This window comes from Thalassospira sp. UBA848, assembly GCF_002295455.1.
In the GTDB taxonomy this organism is placed as follows: domain Bacteria; phylum Pseudomonadota; class Alphaproteobacteria; order Rhodospirillales; family Thalassospiraceae; genus Thalassospira.
In genome coordinates this window covers 1-19908 of record NZ_DBGS01000089.1, presented here as the reverse complement: position 1 = coordinate 19908, position 19908 = coordinate 1, and the positions used below count along the sequence as shown (strand labels likewise).

The window sequence follows — 19908 nt, the reverse complement described above, 5'->3', positions numbered from 1 at the left end:
TCTTTGGGCTCAGGCGGCGGTGCTTTCACCGCCAACAATGCGTTCGAACAGCGGGTTGAACCCGATGCGGTATGCAAGCTCGGCCGGGTGTTTGGCATTCCAGATGGCAAGATCAGCCCGCAGTCCCGGCTTGATCCGACCGGTATCCGACAGGCCAAGGGCGCGCGCCGCATGGGCAGTCGCGCCAACAAGCGCTTCTTCGGGCGTCAGGCGGAACAGCGTGCAGGACATATTCATGGTCAAAAGGATCGATGCCAGCGGCGAAGAGCCGGGATTGCAATCGGTCGCAATTGCCATCGGCACGCCGTGCTTGCGGAATGCGTCAATCGGCGGCAACTGGGTTTCATGCAGGGTATAAAACGCACCGGGCAGAAGTACCGCGACGGAGCCAGCCTTGGCCATGGCGATCGCGTCTTCTTCGGTGGCGTATTCAATATGATCGACCGACATTGCCCCATATTCGGCGGCCAGTTTGGTGCCGCCGATGTTCGATAGCTGTTCGGCATGGAGTTTGACCGGAATGCCAAGGTCGCGGGCAACGTCAAACACGCGTCTGATCTGATCGGTGTTGAAGGCAATGCCTTCGCAGAAACCGTCAACGGCGTCCACCAGCCCTTCAGCGTGGGCGGCTTTCAGGGCCGGAATGCAGACATCATCAATATAGCCGTCCGGGTTGTCTTTATATTCAACCGGCACCGCATGGGCGCCAAGGAAGGTGGTCTTGATCCGCACATTGCGATGATCGGCAATTTTCCGGGCTGCGCGCAGCATATTAAGTTCGGTCTCGCGATCAAGGCCATAGCCCGACTTGACCTCGATCACCGAAACGCCCTCTGCCAGCAGCGCATCCACGCGCGGCAGGGCGGACGTCAAAAGATCCTCAATTGATGCTTCTCGGGTCGCCTTCACGGTCGAAACAATGCCGCCGCCCGCACGGGCGACTTCTTCATAACTTGCACCCTTCAGGCGCATTTCAAACTCAACCGCGCGGTCGCCGCCATGGACAACATGGGTATGGCAATCAATCAAAGCCGGGGTGATCAGGCGACCTTCAAGGTCACGCACTGGACCGTCAAGATATTTGGCCGGGATGGCGTCATCCGCGCCGACCCAATCGATCAGGCCGTCCTTGATGGCAATCGCGCCGCACTCGATCAGGCCATAGCTGTCCTGATCCTCAATCGTGACGATTTTTGCGTTTCGAAGCAGCATCGCGAAGCATCACCCCTTGATAAGTTTGTTATTAAAGATAATATGTACGTACATATTATTTCTGTCAAGACGGGTAGAGGCAATGAAGGTTCTTTGGGCAAATCAGGCACTTACGACATCAGGCTGGCAGCGCAATGTCCGGATCGAGATCGATGAGAATGGCAGGATTGCGGCGATTCAGACCGATTCTGCGGCCCCATCCGATGCCACAAGCAAAACCGATATCCTTCTTCCGGCGATTTCAAACCTGCATAGCCACGCGTTCCAGCGCTCCATGGCGGGCCTGACCGAAAGGCGCGGCCCCGACCCGCGCGATACCTTCTGGACCTGGCGGCAACTGATGTTCCGCTTCCTTGATCAGTTGACCCCGGACCATGTCGAGGCGATCGCAGCCTTCGTCCAGATGGAAATGCTGGAAGCCGGGTATGCCAATAATACAGAGTTCCATTACCTGCATCACCGTCCCGGCGGGCATTTGTATGACAATATCGCCGAGATGGCCGAACGTATTGCCGCCGCGACCGAAATCACCGGCATCGGCCTGACGCTTCTGCCAGTGCATTATCAATATGGCGGCTGTGACAAGCGCCCGCTCGGTCCCGGTCAGATCCGGTTTGGCAACGATCCCGACCAGTTCACCAAATTGTATGAGGAATCCGTTCGCGCGGTTAAAAACCTGCCCGCGGATACGGTGATGGGGGTCGCGCCGCATTCCCTGCGTGCCGTTGGCCGCGAAGATCTGCTTGCGACCAGTCTTCTATCCAAGGACGGACCGATCCACATGCATCTGGCCGAACAACTGGCCGAGGTGGATGAAGTGCGCGACAGCTGGGGCAAGCGCCCGACGGAATGGCTGCTTGAAAATGCCGATGTGAATACGAATTGGTGTTTGATCCACTGTACACAGATGGAAGAACACGAAACGCTTGAGCTGGCTAAAACCGGTGCGGTGGCTGGTCTCTGTCCGATCACCGAAAGCAGTCTGGGTGATGGTATCTTTGATGGCGTGCGCTATCTCAATGCCGGTGGCGTGATTGGTGTGGGGTCGGATTCCAATATCCGCATTTCGCTCTCGGAAGAATTGCGAACTCTGGAATACAGCCAGCGTTTGCGCGACAATTCCCGCGCGGCTTTGGCAACCGAACAAAAATCGACCGCACGTCGTATCTATGACGCAGCGGCCAAGGGCGGCGCACAGGCTGCCGGGCGCGATGCGGGCCGGATCGAGGTCGGCGCACTGGCCGATTTGATGGCGCTTGATGGTTCGGCGGTTGACCTGATCGGCCGGACAGGCGATACGATCCTCGATACATATATCTTTGCCGGAGATGATCGCATGGTGCGTGATGTCTGGTCGGCCGGTCGCCATGTTGTGACCGAGGGCCGCCACATTGCCCATGACGCAATCACCAGCCGGTATCGCAAGGTGATGGAACAACTCAAGGAAGCAGTGTGAACAGCCTGGAACAGCAAAGCTGGCAATCCGTCCATGACGAGGTTTTGCGCCGCATTCATACCCGTGAGTGGAAGCCCGGCGACCTGATCCCCAAGGAAGTCGAACTTGCCGAGCAACTTGGCTGTGCGCGTGCCACCGTGAACCGTGCACTGCGTGAACTGGCATCCGAAGGGTTCCTCGATCGCCGGCGCAAGGCCGGCACGCGGGTCGCTGCCCACCCGGTGCGGCGCGCCAAGCTTGATATTCCGGTCATCCGTCTTGAGATCGAAGGGCGCGGGCAGAAATATGCCTATGGCCTTTTATTTAGCGAACGGCGCACCCCGCCCCCGGAAATCTGCGCCAATCTGGGCGTCACGGCCGAAAGCGACATGCTGCATATCACCTCGCTTCATCTGGCCGATGGCAAACCGTTCATGTTTGAGGATCGCTGGGTGTCGATTGCAGCAACGCCGACGATCCTTGATGCCGATCTTGAAAAAATCAGCGCCAATGAATGGCTGGTGTTGCATGCGCCCTATACCCGCGGCGATATCTATTTTTCCGCGGTCAATGCCAGCGCGGCAGAGGCCAAGGTGCTGCGCACCGACCCCGGCACATCGCTTTTCCTGATGGAACGTACCACTTGGGAAAACAACACCGGCATCACGTCGGCCAGACTTCTGTTTGCACCGGGCTATCGCAAGCATTCTGCGATCTGATTGCGGTTCTGGTGGGCGAAGTCGGCCATTGATCGGCTTTGCCACAGGTTTTCTTGAAGGCGACACCAAACCGGTGCGTTACAGATTTTCGGATATCAGAATTTCAATGCGAATGCGTTCCTGCGAGGCCAGTGTCTCGCGGTTTTCGCATTTGGCTCTGAGGGTGCGTATGGCGCTTCGCACGATGTGCCCGGGATCTTGATTGATCAGCGCATCAAGCGTGTTGTCACGTAATGCCTGTTCAGTGGATGGGGTGCGCTCGTGGGCAATGGTGATCAGTTTCTTGTCAGGGTTTAGTTTGCGCGCGCATTCAATTGCCAAGCGGGCTTCCGAACCCATGATGTACAATCCGACAATGTCGGGGTGGGCGGCAAAGGCGTTTTCCAGAACAAGTTTGGTTCGTTCCGGATAACCATGTGTTTCAAGGGTCGGCAGCGCATGGAATTGCGGATAGCCGGGGCTCATGACGCGGTCAAAGCCAAGCCGGCGTTCAAGGCTGTCACGAGATTGCATGGTCTCGGCAAGGATAATAATGTCTCCCGATTGGGTGCCAAGAAACCGGGCCATAAGGCGCCCGGCTGTGGCACCTGCAGCCACGTTATCAATGCCGACAAACGATTGGCCGTCTTCTTCCTGCTGGTTGGAAACGATAGCAACCGTCTGAATGCCGCGTTCACGCATCCGATAAAGCGCATCGCGGATCTGCGGTGTTTCCGGGGCCATGATTGCGATGCCGTCATATTCACTTGCTGACAGGCGTGACAGTGTCCTTGCCGCGCGATGCGGGTCGTGTTCATCAATGCGCACGATTTTGGTCTGGATCATTTCGGCGCGGCTGGCCTGATCAAACTCCGAGATATGTTTGATGATGACGCTCAGGAACTCGTCGCCAGAACGCGGCACGACAAATCCAAATCGATAGCCGCGCTGGCGGGCCAGTGTGGCGGCGACCTGATTGCGCTCAAAGCCGATGCGCGTGATTGCGTCGTTAACGGCATCGACGGTTTTCTGGCGCACACCGGATCGTCCATTCAGTACCCGGTCAACCGTCGCAAGGCTGACACCGGCGGCCTTCGCAAGGTCTTTTGTGGTCGGTCTCATTGATTCTTAAGGCCCAGATTCAGTCTGTTTTTTCTATCTTACCCTCAACCATCGGAGACGTCTCTGCAAGAAAATTGAGGTACGTACCGCAAAAATTACTTATTTTGAGGTGCGTACCTCAAAAACTTGTGGTAGAAGTGTCGCAGTCGCTAAAAAGCTGCGACTTTCCAACGGGAGGAAAAACAAAATGAAATCAACAGTTTTAAAGACCGCGGTTGCGTCCGCAATCGTGGCAGGCGCGCTTCCTACAGCAGCCGCTGCAGAAGATCTTACCTTGTGCTGGGCGGCATGGGACCCGGCAAATGCCCTTGTAGAGCTTTCCAAAGACTTCGAGGCCAAAAGCGGCCACAACATGAGCTTCGAGTTCGTGCCGTGGACCTCGTTTGCAGATCGCATGCTTAATGAGCTGAACTCAGGTGGTCAGCTTTGCGATTTGATGATCGGGGACAGTCAATGGATTGGCGGCGGTGCCGAAAACGGGCACTACGTCAAATTGAACGATTTCTTTGACGCCAATAATATCGACATGGGTGATTTCATTCCGGCAACTGTGACCGGATATGCAGAATGGCCCAAAAATACGCCGAACTACTATGCGCTGCCGGCTTTCGGGGATGTGGTCGGCTGGACGTATCGCAAGGACTGGTTCGAGCGTCCGGAAATTCGTGCCGAGTATAAAGAAAAGTACGGACGTGAACTGGGCGTGCCGGAAACCCTCGAGGAACTGAAGGATATTGCCCAGTTCTTCCAGGGGCGCGAGATTGATGGCAACACGGTCTATGGTGCGGCGATCTATACCGAGCGCGGATCCGAAGGCATCACCATGGGTGTTACCAATGCGCTCTACAACTATGGTTTCCAGTATGAAAACCCGGATCAGCCCTATGATATCGATGGGTTTGTCAATTCCGACGGTGCGGTTGCCGGGCTGGAATACTACAAGGAACTGTATGATACCGCCACGCCCCCGGGTTCTTCGAACTGGTATATGGGCGAAAACATTGATGCCTATAAATCCGGCCAGGTCGCGCTTCAGATGAACTTTGCCTTTATCTGGCCCGGTGTTGAAGCCGACCCCAATGTTGGTGGTGGAAAATCCGGATACTTTCCGAACCCGGCAGGTCCGGAAGGGCAATATGCCCAGCTTGGCGGTCAGGGGATTTCGGTTGTTGCCTATTCCGAAAAACAGGATGCCGCACTTGAATATATCCAGTGGTTCGCCCAGCCTGAAATTCAGGCCCGCTGGTGGGAGCTTGGTGGCTATTCTGCGTTGCGTGCCGTGGTCGAAGATCCCGGTTTCGCCAGCAGTCAGCCATATGCACAGACCTTCCTTGATAGCATGGCAATCGTGAAGGACTTCTGGGCGGAACCTGCTTATGCCGATCTGCTTTTGTCGATGCAGGAGCGCGTCCACAACTATGTTGTTGCCGGTGACGGTACAGCAAAGGAAGCGCTTGATGATCTGGTCAAGGATTGGATCGAAGTCTTCGAAGATGAAGGCAAGCTGTAAGTCATCTTGCTGACGATGACTGGCTCTGGACCGGTCCTGGTGTGATGGGTAATTGCGCCGGGACCATTCCCGACAAAAGCAGAAACCGTGTGGCCTTGCCGCATGGTCAAGGGCATCCATAATGAAGAATATTCCGATCGAAAAGATCGCCAGCGCGACGCCGGACGGTGTGGCGCGGCACATTCGGGGCCTGTCGGACCGAAGCATCGCATGGATTTTTGTTGCACCAACGATCTTCCTGCTGCTGGCGATCAACATATTTCCACTGATCTGGACGGTGTGGCTGAGTTTTACCAACAGCCGTGTAAACCGCCCCAACCGTGATGTTGATTGGGTGGGGTTGCGCAATTACGAGCGCATCCTGACCGATTCCGATATCTGGAACACGATGCAGGCAACCGCGCATTTTCTGATCTGGACCATCGTCTTGCAGGTCCTGATCGGCTTTATGCTGGCGTTCCTGATTAACAAGAAGTTCCGGGGCAATGACCTGTGGACGACGATAATTGTCTTTCCAATGATGCTGTCGCCAGCGGTGGTCGGCAACTTCTGGACCTTTTTGTATCAGCCGCAAATTGGCCTTTTCAATTATGTCATCGCCTTCTTTACCGGTGCTGATCCGGCAAGCTTTTCGATGATTGGTGATGTGCATCTGGCTCCCTGGGCAATCGTGATTGCCGATACCTGGATGTGGACGCCGTTTGTGATGCTGATCTGTCTGGCAGGTCTGCGATCAATTCCCGAAAGTATCTATGAGGCGGCCGAGTGTGATCGGGCGTCGAAATGGCGGCAATTCTGGACGATCACTGTTCCGATGGTGCTGCCGTTCTTGATGCTGGCCGTGCTGTTCCGCGGAATTGAGAACTTCAAGATGTTTGACCTTGTGGTCCAGCTTACCGGCGGTGGCCCGGGAAATACGACGACATTGACGTCAATCGACCTGAAACGCGAAGCCTTTGAAAAATGGCGAACCGGATACTCGTCGGCTTATGCCGTCATTCTGTTTGTGACGGTGTTCGGGCTTGCGTCGATTTATGTCAAAGCTCTCAACAAGGTAAAAGAAAGATGAGTTTTTCTGTTACAGAACCAAATAAGGGGACCAAATGGGTCGCCGGGGTCCTTGTTGTTGGCTATGCGCTGGTAACGATTGCACCCTTGTTATGGATCATTGCGACCGGGTTCAAGTCACCTGCTGATTCCATCGCCTATCCGCCCAAGGTGGTTTTTGAACCATCGATGGAAGGATATGTGAACCTGTTTACCGAACGTACCCGGGCGACCGACGATATGCTTGAAGAAGCCGGCGAGCCCGAAACCTGGTACGAGGAAATCGCGCGCAATCAGGGTACCGTGATCAGCGGTCCGTCGCGCTATGGCGAACGTTTCCTCAACTCGGTTATTATCGGGTTTGGCTCAACCGCACTGTGCATGATTCTTGGGACAGCTGCGGCCTATGCGTTCAGCCGTTTTCGGGTGCCGCTCAAGGATGACCTGCTGTTCTTCATTCTTTCAACGCGCATGATGCCGCCAATTGCGGTCGCCATTCCGATTTTTCTGATGTTCAGAAATCTTGGGCTGAATGACACGCATCTGGGAATGATCCTGCTTTATACGGCCGTAAACCTGTCATTGTCGGTCTGGTTGCTGAAGGGATTCATTGATGAAATCCCGATCGAGTATGAAGAAGCCGCCCTCATTGATGGCTATACCCGTTTTCAGGCCTTCTACAAGGTGGTGTTGCCACAGGCGGCTACGGGCATCGCATCCACAGCAATCTTTTGTTTGATCTTTGCGTGGAACGAATATGCGTTTGCTGTGCTGCTGACATCTGGCACTGCCCAGACAGCGCCACCCTTCATCCCGACAATCATTGGTGTGGGTGGCAAGGACTGGCCGGCGGTTGCCGCCGGGGCAACCATCTTCCTTGTGCCCGTCATGGTCTTCACCATCCTGTTGCGCAAACATCTGTTGCGCGGGATCACGTTTGGAGCCGTACGCAAATGAGCAATTTCATCAATAAACTTCTGATGCTGCGCCGTGGTCCATGGGAAATGGTGGCATCGGTCCTCATTGCGCTGGGTGTTGTCATGCTGATGCAACCATTTGCGATCACGCTTTACACCTATTCCTTTATCACCACGCTGATCGGAACAGTCATGTTCATCATCGTCAGCCATTTCCCGGAGTAACCCATGGCACAGATCAGAATTGAAAACGTGCGCAAGGATTTCGGGGCGTTTACGGCGGTTCAGTCGTCAAGCTTCACGATTGAAGACGGTGAGTTCTTCATGCTTCTGGGGCCGTCTGGCTGTGGCAAGACAACCACGCTGCGCATGATGGCCGGGCTTGAGTTGCCCACGCGGGGCGAAATCTTTATCGATGGCGAGGAAGTGGGCCAAAAGCCTGCGAGCCAGCGCGATATTGCCTTTGTTTTTCAGATGTTTGCCCTTTATCCGCATATGAATGTGCGCGCCAATATCAGCTATCCTCTGAAAAGTCAGGGGATGAAATCAGGCGATATCAAGAAGAAGGTCGGTGAAGTTGCCGAGATTCTTGGCATCACGAACATCCTTGACCGCCCGGTTGGCGGGTTGTCCGGCGGTGATCGCCAGCGCGTCGCGTTGGGTCGGGCAATTGTCCGTGACCCCAAGGCATTTTTCATGGATGAGCCGCTTGGTGCGCTGGATGCCGAGTTCCGCGAACATATGTCCGAGGAACTGCGCGCTCTGCATGACCGTATGGGGGCAACCACGGTTTACGTCACCCATGATCAGCTCGAAGCAATGCAGATGGGCGACAAGATCGTGGTTATGAACCATGGCGTTGTCGAACAGTTTGGCGTTCCCCAGGACATCTATGACTGGCCTGCGACCCGCTTTGTGGCCGAATTTATCGGGTCGCCACCAATGAACTTTCTTGAGTTCGACGGGATGATTGGCACTGGCGGAACAGAGGTACGGTTAAACGATGTCCCCATGGAGGTGCCGCAAAGCCGCGAAGGGGCAAATGGCAAACTGACATTTGGCATACGTCCCGAACATGTCGATTTTGATGATGACGCGCCCTATCGCGGGCGGGTGATTGCGACCGAGTATCTTGGCACCACCCAGATCGTCACTTTTGATACGCCAAATGGTTTGCTCAAGGCGCGTGTCCCCAGCCATGAAGTAGTAACGAACGGGCAGTTGATTGGTCTGCGGTTTGATCCAAGAACCATCACATTGTTCGATGCCCAACATGGCAAGGCATTGCGTTCACAGGCGAATGAAGGAGTGCTCGGACATGGCTGAGGTAAGCTTGACCGGCGTAACCAAGCGCTTTGGAGCGGATGTGGCGCTTGATGATGTGACTATGACCATTCCGCATGGGTCTTTTGTTGTGCTGCTGGGGCCGACCGGGGCTGGCAAAACCACAACGCTTCGAATGGTTTCGGGGCTTGATAAGCCGGATGCCGGGCAAATCATGATTGGTGGCCGCGACATGACCGGGCTGACCCCGGCGCAACGCGACGTCGCCATGGTGTTTCAGCAATATTCGCTTTATCCGCATATGACGGTGCGCGAAAATCTGGAATTCCCGCTGAAATCACCAATTTTGAAAACGCCCAAAGATGAAATCAAACGCAAAGTCGGTGAAATCGCCGAAATCTTGCAGATCAGTCACAAGCTGGACAACAAGGCGACCGAGTTGTCGGGCGGCGAGATGCAGCGTGTGTCAATCGGGCGGGCGCTGGTGCGTAAACCAACAGTTTATCTGATGGATGAACCGCTAAGTTCCCTTGATGCCAAGCTGCGTGCAGACCTTCGGGTTGAGCTGAAATCCATTCAGGCGGACTCGGGTGCTACCCTTTTGTACGTTACCCACGATCAAATCGAAGCCATGACCATGGCAACCCATGTCGGGGTGCTTGATCAGGGGCGGTTGGTTCAGTTCGGGGCACCGCGCGAGATCTATGAAGATCCGGTCAGTATTTATGCGGCAAGCCGCCTTGGACTGCCACGGATCAATGTTCTGCCTGCCGATGTTTTTGCAGGTGCCCCCAGCGGCGCAACCCAAATCGGATTGCGTCCGGAACAAATCATCCAGGGCGAGGGCGAAGAAAGCTTTGTCCAGCGGGTTGAGCATCTTGGCGATCAGACGCGCCTGCATCTGACGTTCAAGTCCCATGACCTGATCACGGTCACGGATGCCCACACCGAACTGAAAACCGGAGACATCGTCAAGATTAGTCCACGGAACCCGTTCTACTTCGGCGCTGATGGCGCCCGGATGGCCTGAAGGAGATCACAATGGCCCAATTCATAAACAATAAAGACGCGACTGTAACCGAAGCCATTGATGGTGTGATCAAGGCATCCGGCGGTAAGTTGGCCCGGATTGACGGTTATCCGCATATTCGCGTGGTTGTGCGCAACGACTGGGACAAGTCAAAGGTTGCCATCGTGTCCGGTGGTGGTTCCGGCCATGAACCCGCACATGCCGGATTTGTCGGGGCGGGCATGCTTACTGCGGCTGTTTGCGGGGATGTGTTTGCATCTCCGTCGGTTGACGCGGTGCTTGCTGGAATCTTGTCTGTCACCGGCCCATCAGGGTGTTTGCTGATTGTCAAAAACTATACGGGCGACCGGCTGAATTTCGGTTTGGCAGCGGAACGCGCGCGTGCTTTTGGTCTTAAGGTCAACATTGTCATTGTTGATGATGATATTGCCTTGCCGGACTTGCCGCAGCCCCGCGGTGTGGCGGGGACGCTTTTTGTTCACAAGATAGCAGGTGCGATGGCCGAAAGCGGGGCTGCGCTTGAAGATGTCACTGCGGCCGCCGAGCGGGTGATTGCCGGGACCAAATCCATCGGCATGTCACTTGATACCTGTACCGTTCCGGGTTCCCCCAAGGAAAACCGTATTGGTGATGGTAAGGCAGAGCTTGGCCTTGGTATTCACGGTGAAGCGGGTGTTCAGCAGATTGATTACCACAATGCCGAACAGGCCATGGCTGCGGTCACGGCCAAACTTGCTGCGGTGATGGAAAACAAGCCGCATGTGGTGTTGCTCAACAACCTTGGCGGGACGTCTGTGCTTGAGATGGCGATTCTGGCAAACGACCTGATCAATTCGTCGATTGCCAAGAATCTGAAATTCATCGTAGGGCCAGCCGCCATGATGACGTCGCTTGATATGCGGGGCTTTTCTGTTTCCGTGTATCCGATCAGTGCCGAAGACCATGCCTGGTTGTCAGCACCCTGCGCCCCGTCGGCGTGGCCTGGATGCAACCCGATAAAGCCGGTCAATGTTGTTGAACTTCCCGATGGACTGACGCCGATCCAGCCGATCCCCTCTGAACACCGGCAGACAGCGGCGTTCCTGACCCAATGCTGTCACATTCTGATTGATGCCGAGAATGACCTGAATGCGCTTGATGCCAAGTCAGGTGACGGGGATACAGGATCAACGCTTGCCACAGCCGCAAGGGCCTTGATGGGGGCGCTTGATCGACTGCCACTTGCCGATCACACCCAGCTTTTGCGCGCCATCGGGCAGGAGCTTAGCCAGACAATGGGCGGATCATCCGGTGTGTTGCTGGCAATCTTCTTTACCGCTGCGGGTGATGCGGCCTCAAGCGGGCGTTCGATGGTCGCATCGCTCAAGGACGGTCTGGAGCGCATGCAGCAAATCGGGGGGGCCGAGCTTGGTGATCGCACCATGGTTGATGCCCTGAAACCCGCATTGAATGCTCTTGAAGAAAAAGACCTTTCGGCTGCGGCAGATGCTGCGCGCAAGGGTGCTGTTCATACCTCGACCATTGTGAAGGCAAAAGCCGGGCGCGCATCCTACATCAATGCCGAACAGCTCGAAGGTCATATTGACCCCGGGGCCGAGGCCGTAGCCCGTTTGTTCGAACAGCTCAGCGCCCGGTAAAACAACAAGCTTGCATCAAAACACCCCCGTCATTCGTTATGTGACGGGGGTGTTTAGCAACCACTAAATCCCGGTGACGCGGGGTTTGTTGGTGCTGCTTTCGGGCCACGGGTCGTGGGATGCGCAGATATCCTCTACGCGAAATGCGGATGGCAAGCAGATTACTTCAAATGCGTTGCCAGAAATTCTTGCGTGCGGGCATGGGCCACTTCAGCAGCGGCGGGGACATAGGCTGTGCGCGCTTCGTTGGCGAAGGCGTGACCCGCCTCATACATGTGGATTTCCATGTCGGGCATGGCGGCCTTTGCCTCTTCGATCATCTCGACCGGTACGTGACTGTCGGCAAGGCCAAAATGCCCCAGGAACGGTTTGGCCAACGGGCGATCCAGATACAGGTTCAGCCGTGTCCCGTAAAATGCCACAGCTGCCGCGATATCAAGGCTTTGGGCACAGCGCAGGGCCAAGCCGCCGCCCCAGCAAAAACCGATTACCGCAACTTTGCCGCCATTGGCTTTGAGGGCGTTGATGGTGGCATCAATGTCACAAAGATTGTCTGACAGGTCAGACGCCATCATCAAGGCGCGGGCCCGCTCGAAATCGTTGAAGTCGACAGCCGCATTGGGTTCTATCCGGTCAAACAGGGCAGGGACGGCAACCTCATAGCCAAGTTCAGCATACTTTCTTGCAACACCCTTGAGCTGTTCGGTGACGCCAAAGATTTCTTGCAGGATCACGATACCGCCACGGCGCGCGCCAACGGGGTCTTCAAACCAGCAATCCAGTGTATGGCCATCAGCCGCAGTTATGGTTTTCATCATGGTCGTCGTTTCCGTTTCATGCCGAACTGATTTTGGCTGCGATGATATCGAATTGCCGGACGAGAACAATGCTGTTGAATTAATTGGATAATGTTTTGTCCAAGAGGCTTGCCTTGGGGGAACATGATATGACATCAATATTGTATGAGGAATAACCCATCTTTTTGCAGCGTTTGGCGAAGAACAAGACGCGCAAATCATCCCAATGACGAACTCAGGAGAGAGAATTCATGAAGCTTTTGCGCTATGGCCCGTTGGGGGCAGAAAAACCGGGGCTTTGTGATGTTGGTGGTGTCATTCGGGATCTTTCCGGTGTGGTTGATGATTTTGATCCGGCCACGATTTCTGATGAAACCTTTGCGCGTATTGCGGCACTTGATCCTGAAAGTCTGCCTGTTGTGTCCGGCAACCCGCGCATTGGGGCCTGTGTCGGCCAGCCGGGCAAGTTCATCTGTATCGGGTTGAATTATTCGGACCATGCGGCTGAGGCTGGTATGGACGTTCCGCCCGAACCAATCATTTTCTTTAAGGCGACGTCGGCCGTGTGCGGCCCGAATGACACCATCGAAATCCCGCGCGGTTCGACAAAAACCGACTGGGAGGTCGAGCTTGGCATTGTGATTGGCAAGCATGCCAAATATGTCGATGAAGCCGACGCGCTTGATTATGTCGCAGGCTATTGTTTGATCAATGATGTCTCGGAGCGCACTTTCCAGCTTGAGCATTCTGGTCAGTGGGTGAAAGGCAAAAGTGCTGATACCTTTGGCCCGACGGGCCCGTGGCTTGTGACCCGCGACGAGATCAAGGATCCGCAAAACCTTGCCATGTGGCTTGATGTCAATGGTGTGCGCTATCAGGACGGCAGTACGAAAACCATGGTGTATGGCGTGGCCCATGTGGTCAGCTATCTGTCGCGCTTCATGAGCTTGCAACCGGGTGACATCATCTCGACCGGTACCCCGCCCGGTGTTGGCATGGGACAGAACCCGCAAGTTTACCTCAAGCCGGGTGACGTCGTGGAGCTTGGAATCGAGGGCTTGGGTGCGCAACGCCAGGACGTCGTCCAAGGGTAACGACAGGCGGCAATATTCGATAAATTCCTTGTTGCACAAAAGTTTCACACGATTGTGATGGGCGTCTGGCAACTGCCGTGAACGGCGATGCCCAAAGGCTTTAAGGCGCCAAAAGCCTGAATTTGTGCGATGCAGAACTCCGTGGTGACAAAAAATGTTGCCACGGACCTTGCGGTTTGCCCGATTTGGGACATTTTTCTACAGGACAAAGTGCATTGACGTTGGTTCGTTCTGCAGTGTAAGTGACTAATAGTCATCATTGTTTGACGAAAACACGATATGAGATGCGTGTCCAAGGGGTATGGGGATACCGTGCGCGAATGCGCCCTTAAAGGATTGGTGATGCATATGTCTAATCTTGCGATTAATGTGAAGGAGTCCTGGCCGGCTGCAGTCGAATCAATGGATGTTTCGATTGAAGACGCCTCCCCTGTTTCTGAAACTTCCAAGCAACAAGATAATGTTGACAGCTTTGCGTTTGCAGACATCTATCTGCGCAATGCGCCTTGCTTTTTGAAGGGTATGTTGCTGCAAGCCCGCGGCGATAATGTCGAGGTTTCGCTGCGCAAACCAGATGCCGGTTTGCTGGCCTTTGAAAAAGGCGCCTGCGAGCTGAGCGCGACCTACCTGTTTTTGACGGTTGCAATGTCTGCCGCTGACGAGGAAAGTCTTGCTGAAATGCAGGCCTATTTCGAACAAAAGCTGCGGACCCTGTCGCCGCAGGCCAAGTTCGAGATCGATTGGCGAAATAAATGAACAATCGTCATTTGTTGATGCTTCAAAAGCCCGTTCAGTTTTGAACGGGCTTTTGTGTTTGTTGGGGTAGCTAAAGGCTGGTTTCTGTTTGCAGGCCCAGTTGCATGCCTGTTGTCGTCAGGACGGTGTTCGCGCGTATGACGTCGGACGACTTAGCTTTGCATTTCGGCTTTGCACCGGTGTTGGTTATTCGACGATAAATCTGGCGCGTGCTGTGCGCACCACCTTGGTAATATGCTCTGCAATCGCCGCGACGCTCCGGGTATCCTTGGTGTCCGGGTGCTGAAGCATCCAGTAGTTTCGGGTGAAGCGGATTTCAGGCAGCAGGCGGACAAGGTCGGGGATGCCTTCGGTGGCGTAGTCATGCAGGATGCCGATACCATATCCGTTGCGCACCGCCTCCATCTGGGCCACCACACTGCCGCATTCAAAGCGACGCTTCATCAGTTTGCCAAGGCGGGCGGCATAATCCAGCGCGCGGCTGTAAATCAGATCCTCGATATGGGTGACAAACAGGCGGTCCGTCAGATCGGCCTCGGTTTCGACCGCGCCAAAGCGTTCGATATAGGATTTCGTGGCATAGACACTCAGCGTGTAGTCGGTGAGTTTGCGGATCACAAGGCGTCCCTGCTTGGGTCGGTCAAGTGTGATGGCAATGTCGGCTTCGCGTTGGGACAGCGAAAAGGTGCGTGGCAGCGGCACCAGCTGAATGACAAGGTCCGGGTGATTTGAAGCAAAGTGAGCCAACTCACTTGCAAGAAAATAGTTGCCCAATCCATCCGGTACGCCGACGCGGACCGTGCCGCTGATCATTTCGGACTGGTTTGAAACGGCATTGCCCGCGCGCAAGAAAGCCGATTCAGCGGCCTCTGCCGCCTGCATCAACTCCTGTCCCGCCGGGGTCAGGTCCGATCCGGTGGTGCGCCGTTCAATCAGCTTGGTGCCAAGTTCCTGTTCAAGGGCTGTTAGCTGCCGGCCCACCGTTGCGTGGTTCAGGCCAAGCTGCCGGGCAGCGGCAAGGATCTGGCCTTGGCGGGCAACAGCCAGAAAGATGCGGAAACGGTCCCAATCCATAACGGGTGTGGTCCTGTAGTGACTTTAATTTTTGCACATCGATTTTGCGGAAATGATAATTGATGTGCATCCCTGTGCATAGTCATAATGGGTACAGATTATGAGGGGTAAAACCCCCACTTATATCAAGTACCAAGATCGTCCCACTGATCATCAGGTTTATCGGGAGAAACCCAATGGCAACCCAACTTACCCATTACATCAACGGCAAACGTGTTGCCGGTACGTCCGGTCGTTCGGCACCGGTTTTCAATCCGGCGACGGGTGCCGAAAGCGCGACGGTTGATCTGGCGTCCAAGGCCGAAGTCCGAGCAGCTGTTGAGTCCGCATCCGCAGTCGCAGCCGAATGGGCGGCAACCACGCCGCTGCGCCGTGCGCGCATTCTCAACAAGTTCCTTGGCATCCTCGAAGATCGTTCCGAAGAACTCGCTGCTGCCATCACCGCCGAACACGGCAAGGTTCTGTCCGATGCGCTGGGCGAAGTCACCCGCGGGATCGAGGTTGTCGAGTTTGCAACCGGTGCGCCGCAGCTGCTGAAAGGTGAGTTCACCGAGAATGTCGGTACCAAGGTTGACAGCCATTCCATCCGTCAGCCGCTGGGCATCGTTGCCGGTATCACGCCGTTCAACTTCCCGGCCATGGTGCCGATGTGGATGTTCCCGGTCGCCCTTGCGTGCGGCAACTGCTTCATCCTGAAACCGTCCGAGCGCGATCCGTCCGCCTCGCTTCTGCTGGCAGAATGGCTGACCGAAGCCGGTCTTCCGGACGGTGTGTTCAACGTTGTTCAGGGTGACAAGGAAGCCGTTGATGCGCTTTTGTTTGATCCGGATGTTTCGGCCATCAGCTTTGTCGGCTCGACCCCGATTGCCAAATACATCTACGAAACCGCAACCGCACAGGGCAAACGTTGTCAGGCCCTTGGCGGGGCGAAAAACCACATGATCATCATGCCGGATGCCGACATGGATCAGGCGGTTGATGCCCTGATGGGCGCGGCTTACGGTTCAGCTGGCGAGCGTTGCATGGCCATCTCGGTCGCTGTTCCTGTTGGCAAGGAAACGGCAGATACCCTGATCGAAAAGCTGGTTCCGCGCATCAATGAACTGCGTGTGGCGCCGGGCACGGATCCGGCCGCCGAAATGGGCCCGCTGGTCACTGCTGCGCACCGCGACAAGGTTGTTGGCTATATCAACAAGGGTGTCGAAGAAGGTGCCAAGCTGGTCGTTGATGGCCGTGACATCAAGCTTCAGGGCTATGAAGACGGCTACTTCGTTGGTGGCACCCTGTTTGATGACGTCACCCCGGATATGAGCATCTACAAGGAAGAGATCTTTGGCCCGGTTCTGTCGGTGGTGCGCACCGATGATTTTGATACCGCTGCCAACCTTGTTGACGATCATGAATATGGCAACGGCACCGCGATCTTCACCCGCGATGGTGATACCGCACGTGAATTTGCTGCACGGACCCAGACCGGCATGGTTGGCATCAACGTGCCGATCCCGGTTCCGATGGCCTTCCATTCGTTTGGTGGCTGGAAAGCATCGCTGTTTGGTGACCATCACATGCATGGCCCGGAAGGCGTTCGCTTCTATACCAAGCTGAAAACCATCACCTCGCGCTGGCCGACCGGTATCCGCAAGGGTGCTGAATTCGTCATGCCGACGATGAAATAAGCGACGGGTTAAGCATTGCGATCACCGCAATGACCAAGAATGAGCAAGGGCGCGCAAAGTTTGTTTTGCGCGCCCTTGTTGTATCTGGAAGGTGGATTACTTGGCCAGGGTATCGGGTCTTGCCGGGGCAATGGCCTCCATCATCTCGCCGGGGATGAAAACGCGGAACGTCGCGCCCTGTCCTGCCGGGCTTTCAGCCCAGATTTTGCCCTGACAATGTTCGACGACATGTTTGGCGATTGCCAGTCCAAGGCCGGAACCGGATGGTTTGGGTTTGTCGTCAGCGTATTTGCCGCCGCGCGAGAATTTGTCAAAGATGATCTCAAGCTCGTTGGGGGCAACGCCGTTGCCGTTGTCGGTGATCGACACCAGATAACCGCCATCCATGGCCTCGCCCCTGACAGAGACCTCGGGATGATCGGGGTCAGAGAACTTGGCCGCGTTGGAAAGCAGGTTGATAAAGACCTGTGTCAGGCGGTCCCGGTCGACATGCAACAATACCGAATTGCGCGAATATTCCGTGGTCAGCACCACGCCCTTGGAATCAAAAAGGCCTTTGACCGCATCGATGCTTTCATCAAGCACCGTGCGCGGGTCCACCTCGACCGCACGCCAGTCGGAATGACCGGCTTCCAGGCGGGCAAGATCAAGGTGATCATCAATCAGCCGTGTGAGACGTTCGCTTTCACGGACAATAATCTCAAGGAAGTGGTCGGCCTGTTTCGGGTCAAGGTTGGGCGAATCGACCAGAATCTCGGAGAAAGACCGGATCGATGTCAGTGGGGTCCTGAATTCATGACTGACCATTGTCAGGAATTCATCCTTGAGCCGGTCCAGTTCCTTGAGCCGTTCATTGGCCGCGCGCAGCTCGGCGGCGGTTTTTTCAAGCTCCCGGGACTTGGTTTCAAGGCGTTGGGAATACTCGATGACGTGCGATGTTTCTTCAAGAATCTCAAGCACTTCATCAAGGCTGACCATCTCCCCCTTGGCAACAGATGACACCATGACACGCGCCGATGCCGCCCCGATGGACCCGGCCAGCAGGCGTTCGGTAAAGGCGATCATGTCGGCATCGGCTTCGCCCTTGCCCCGCCACGAAGGGTCAATGCTTCGGTCAAACTGGCGGAAGGACTGATAGGCACGATCCCGGCCCAAAAACCGTTCAACCAGTTCATAAAGATCATTGGCCGAGGCCGATGACCGCCAGATCACCGTATCCTGTCCTTTGCGCGAAAAGGCATCGACAAACAGGGTTGCCTGAATACGTTCAAGCGCACTTGGTACGGTAAACAGGCTGATCAGCACATAGGCTGCGGTATTAAGCGAAATCGACCAGATCAGGGCATGGGTCAGCGGCGCAAAATCGGTCAGGCCAAACAGGCTCTCGGGGCGCAACCACGGATGGCCAAACGCGCCGTTCAGAATTAAGGACGGATCCATCCAGCCACTGTCGGCAAGCGATGGCAGCAACAGCGTATAGCCCCAAACGGCAAAACCGATGGTCAGTGCGACCTGCGCACCGGTGCGCGTGCCACCCTTCCAGTACAGGCCACCAATCATGATCGGGATGAACTGGGCAATGGCGGCAAAGGAAATAAGGCCGATTTCGGCCAAGGCATCACTGGCCCCGGCAGACCGGTAATAGGCAAAGCCCATAAACACCACGACAACGATGGAGGCGCGGCGGATAAAGATCAAAAGTCCGGTCAGGTCATCACGCTCGGTCAGGCGCAGTGGGCGAATACGCAGCAGGGCCGGGACAATCAGGTCGTTACATACCATGGTGGAAAGGGCGATGGTCGCAACAATGACCATGCTGGTACTGGCCGAAAGTCCGCCAACATAGGCAAGAAGGGCCAGCAAGGATTGGTCTTCAAAAAGCGGGACGGAAATCACAAAGAAATCCGGGTCCGACCAGACCGGAAGTGCGCCAAGCCCGGCAAGCGCGATCGGCAGAACAAACAGGTTCATCGCCAGAAGATACAGCGGGAACGCCCAGCTTGCGGTGGCGAGATGACGTTCATCGACATTTTCAACGATGATGACCTGAAACTGGCGCGGCAGACACAGGATGGCGGCCATCGACAGCATCATAAGCGTCAGCCAGCGTGAACTGCCATTTTCCGGCAGCATCAAAAGTTTTGCCGTATCGGCGTTTTCGGCTGATTGTGCAAACAGATCGCCAAGCCCGTCATACATCACGAACGAGACAAAGAAACCAACGGCCAGAAGGGCAAACAGCTTAACCAGACTTTCAAAGGCGATGGCAGCGACCATGCCTTCGTGATGTTCGTCGGCATCAATAAAGCGCGTGCCAAACAGAATGCCAAAAAGCGTCAGGCCAACAGCGGCCCAAAAGCCACTGTCGGAAAAGACGCTGACCGTTTCGCGGACCGGCTCAATCATGCCGTGATCCCAGGCCGTCAGCACCGTATAGCTGGTGGCGATTGCCTTGAGCTGAAGCGCGATATAGGGCGTGGTGCCGATCACCGCGATCAGGGTCACAAGGACGGAAAGCTGGGTGCTTTTGCCATAGCGTGACGAGATAAAGTCAGCGATTGACGTGATGCGGTGGGCCTTGGAAATGCGCAGCATCTTGCGCAGCAAAAACCACCAGCC

At 55.5% G+C, this 19908-nt stretch carries 17 protein-coding genes; 12 read left to right on the top strand and 5 right to left on the bottom strand.

Annotated features, from left to right (window positions below; translation table 11 throughout):
* Window positions 1-9 precede the first annotated feature (9 nt).
* A complete protein-coding gene (hutI, locus tag B2R48_RS12400; RefSeq protein WP_297000812.1) occupies window positions 10-1212 on the bottom strand; it encodes an imidazolonepropionase in 1203 nt (400 codons plus the stop codon).
* 82 nt (window positions 1213-1294) lie between these two features.
* Between hutI and B2R48_RS12395 the strand changes: the two genes are divergently transcribed.
* Together B2R48_RS12395 and B2R48_RS12390 are read left to right on the top strand one after the other, a co-directional pair.
* The gene (locus B2R48_RS12395; protein WP_297000809.1) at window positions 1295-2668 is read left to right on the top strand and encodes a formimidoylglutamate deiminase; all 1374 of its coding nucleotides are present in this window, start codon (window positions 1295-1297) and stop codon (window positions 2666-2668) included.
* A complete protein-coding gene (locus tag B2R48_RS12390; RefSeq protein ID WP_008889957.1) occupies window positions 2665-3366 on the top strand; it encodes a GntR family transcriptional regulator in 702 nt (233 codons plus the stop codon). Before B2R48_RS12395 ends, B2R48_RS12390 begins: the two co-directional genes overlap by 4 nt.
* Before the next feature lie 78 nt (window positions 3367-3444).
* Here the strand turns inward: B2R48_RS12390 and B2R48_RS12385 are convergent, their stop codons facing one another.
* A complete protein-coding gene (locus B2R48_RS12385) occupies window positions 3445-4467 on the bottom strand; it encodes a LacI family DNA-binding transcriptional regulator (protein WP_297000806.1) in 1023 nt (340 codons plus the stop codon).
* Between the two features lie 187 nt (window positions 4468-4654).
* Between B2R48_RS12385 and B2R48_RS12380 the strand changes: the two genes are divergently transcribed.
* From B2R48_RS12380 to B2R48_RS12350, 7 genes are all read left to right on the top strand, one after another.
* A complete protein-coding gene (locus B2R48_RS12380; RefSeq protein ID WP_213474091.1) occupies window positions 4655-5977 on the top strand; it encodes an ABC transporter substrate-binding protein in 1323 nt (440 codons plus the stop codon).
* Window positions 5978-6098: 121 nt separating this feature from the next.
* Window positions 6099-7046, top strand: coding sequence for a carbohydrate ABC transporter permease (locus tag B2R48_RS12375; protein ID WP_213474090.1), 948 nt, complete (start codon window positions 6099-6101; stop codon window positions 7044-7046).
* Window positions 7043-7981: a carbohydrate ABC transporter permease gene (locus tag B2R48_RS12370; protein WP_062955824.1), complete on the top strand. Its 939-nt coding sequence runs from the start codon at window positions 7043-7045 to the stop codon at window positions 7979-7981. The genes B2R48_RS12375 and B2R48_RS12370 overlap by 4 nt, the downstream gene beginning before the upstream one ends.
* Window positions 7978-8166 (top strand): hypothetical protein, encoded by a 189-nt coding sequence (locus tag B2R48_RS12365; protein ID WP_062955823.1) that lies wholly within the window; start codon window positions 7978-7980, stop codon window positions 8164-8166. Before B2R48_RS12370 ends, B2R48_RS12365 begins: the two co-directional genes overlap by 4 nt.
* 3 nt (window positions 8167-8169) lie before the next feature.
* Window positions 8170-9267: an ABC transporter ATP-binding protein gene (locus B2R48_RS12360; RefSeq protein ID WP_062955822.1), complete on the top strand. Its 1098-nt coding sequence runs from the start codon at window positions 8170-8172 to the stop codon at window positions 9265-9267.
* Window positions 9260-10255, top strand: a complete 996-nt coding sequence (locus B2R48_RS12355) for an ABC transporter ATP-binding protein (protein WP_213474087.1) — start codon at window positions 9260-9262, stop codon at window positions 10253-10255. Before B2R48_RS12360 ends, B2R48_RS12355 begins: the two co-directional genes overlap by 8 nt.
* Window positions 10256-10266: 11 nt before the next feature.
* Window positions 10267-11892, top strand: a complete 1626-nt coding sequence (locus B2R48_RS12350) for a dihydroxyacetone kinase subunit DhaK (protein WP_297000792.1) — start codon at window positions 10267-10269, stop codon at window positions 11890-11892.
* A gap of 161 nt (window positions 11893-12053) precedes the next feature.
* On the opposite strand, the gene B2R48_RS12345 is transcribed toward B2R48_RS12350, so the two are convergent.
* Window positions 12054-12710, bottom strand: a complete 657-nt coding sequence (locus B2R48_RS12345) for a dienelactone hydrolase family protein (RefSeq protein WP_297000790.1) — start codon at window positions 12708-12710, stop codon at window positions 12054-12056.
* A 230-nt stretch (window positions 12711-12940) separates the two neighbouring features.
* On the opposite strand from B2R48_RS12345, the gene B2R48_RS12340 reads away from it, so the two are divergent.
* Window positions 12941-13783 carry a fumarylacetoacetate hydrolase family protein gene (locus B2R48_RS12340; RefSeq protein WP_297000788.1) on the top strand — a complete coding sequence of 281 codons (843 nt, stop codon included), beginning with the start codon at window positions 12941-12943 and terminating at the stop codon, window positions 13781-13783.
* A 312-nt stretch (window positions 13784-14095) separates the two neighbouring features.
* Window positions 14096-14539: a DUF2218 domain-containing protein gene (locus tag B2R48_RS12335; protein ID WP_297000787.1), complete on the top strand. Its 444-nt coding sequence runs from the start codon at window positions 14096-14098 to the stop codon at window positions 14537-14539.
* Window positions 14540-14725: 186 nt separating this feature from the next.
* Here B2R48_RS12335 and B2R48_RS12330 read toward each other — a convergent pair whose 3' ends face one another.
* The gene (locus B2R48_RS12330; RefSeq protein WP_062955817.1) at window positions 14726-15613 is read right to left on the bottom strand and encodes a LysR family transcriptional regulator; all 888 of its coding nucleotides are present in this window, start codon (window positions 15611-15613) and stop codon (window positions 14726-14728) included.
* A 176-nt stretch (window positions 15614-15789) separates the two neighbouring features.
* On the opposite strand from B2R48_RS12330, the gene B2R48_RS12325 reads away from it, so the two are divergent.
* Complete coding sequence (locus B2R48_RS12325; protein ID WP_213474081.1) at window positions 15790-17289, top strand: CoA-acylating methylmalonate-semialdehyde dehydrogenase; 1500 nt, start codon at window positions 15790-15792, stop codon at window positions 17287-17289.
* 96 nt (window positions 17290-17385) lie between these two features.
* Here B2R48_RS12325 and B2R48_RS12320 read toward each other — a convergent pair.
* Window positions 17386-19908, bottom strand: a 2523-nt coding sequence (locus tag B2R48_RS12320) for an ATP-binding protein (RefSeq protein ID WP_297000781.1), incomplete at its 5' end; no start/stop codon positions are given.

Coding starts and splice junctions, on each gene's coding strand:
- hutI (WP_297000812.1), bottom strand. CDS start 1,212: ATGCTGCTTCGAAACGCAAAAATCGTCACGATTGAGGATCAGGACAGC.
- B2R48_RS12395 (WP_297000809.1), top strand. CDS start 1,295: ATGAAGGTTCTTTGGGCAAATCAGGCACTTACGACATCAGGCTGGCAG.
- B2R48_RS12385 (WP_297000806.1), bottom strand. CDS start 4,467: ATGAGACCGACCACAAAAGACCTTGCGAAGGCCGCCGGTGTCAGCCTT.
- B2R48_RS12380 (WP_213474091.1), top strand. CDS start 4,655: ATGAAATCAACAGTTTTAAAGACCGCGGTTGCGTCCGCAATCGTGGCA.
- B2R48_RS12375 (WP_213474090.1), top strand. CDS start 6,099: ATGAAGAATATTCCGATCGAAAAGATCGCCAGCGCGACGCCGGACGGT.
- B2R48_RS12370 (WP_062955824.1), top strand. CDS start 7,043: ATGAGTTTTTCTGTTACAGAACCAAATAAGGGGACCAAATGGGTCGCC.
- B2R48_RS12365 (WP_062955823.1), top strand. CDS start 7,978: ATGAGCAATTTCATCAATAAACTTCTGATGCTGCGCCGTGGTCCATGG.
- B2R48_RS12360 (WP_062955822.1), top strand. CDS start 8,170: ATGGCACAGATCAGAATTGAAAACGTGCGCAAGGATTTCGGGGCGTTT.
- B2R48_RS12355 (WP_213474087.1), top strand. CDS start 9,260: ATGGCTGAGGTAAGCTTGACCGGCGTAACCAAGCGCTTTGGAGCGGAT.
- B2R48_RS12350 (WP_297000792.1), top strand. CDS start 10,267: ATGGCCCAATTCATAAACAATAAAGACGCGACTGTAACCGAAGCCATT.
- B2R48_RS12345 (WP_297000790.1), bottom strand. CDS start 12,710: ATGATGAAAACCATAACTGCGGCTGATGGCCATACACTGGATTGCTGG.
- B2R48_RS12340 (WP_297000788.1), top strand. CDS start 12,941: ATGAAGCTTTTGCGCTATGGCCCGTTGGGGGCAGAAAAACCGGGGCTT.
- B2R48_RS12330 (WP_062955817.1), bottom strand. CDS start 15,613: ATGGATTGGGACCGTTTCCGCATCTTTCTGGCTGTTGCCCGCCAAGGC.
- B2R48_RS12325 (WP_213474081.1), top strand. CDS start 15,790: ATGGCAACCCAACTTACCCATTACATCAACGGCAAACGTGTTGCCGGT.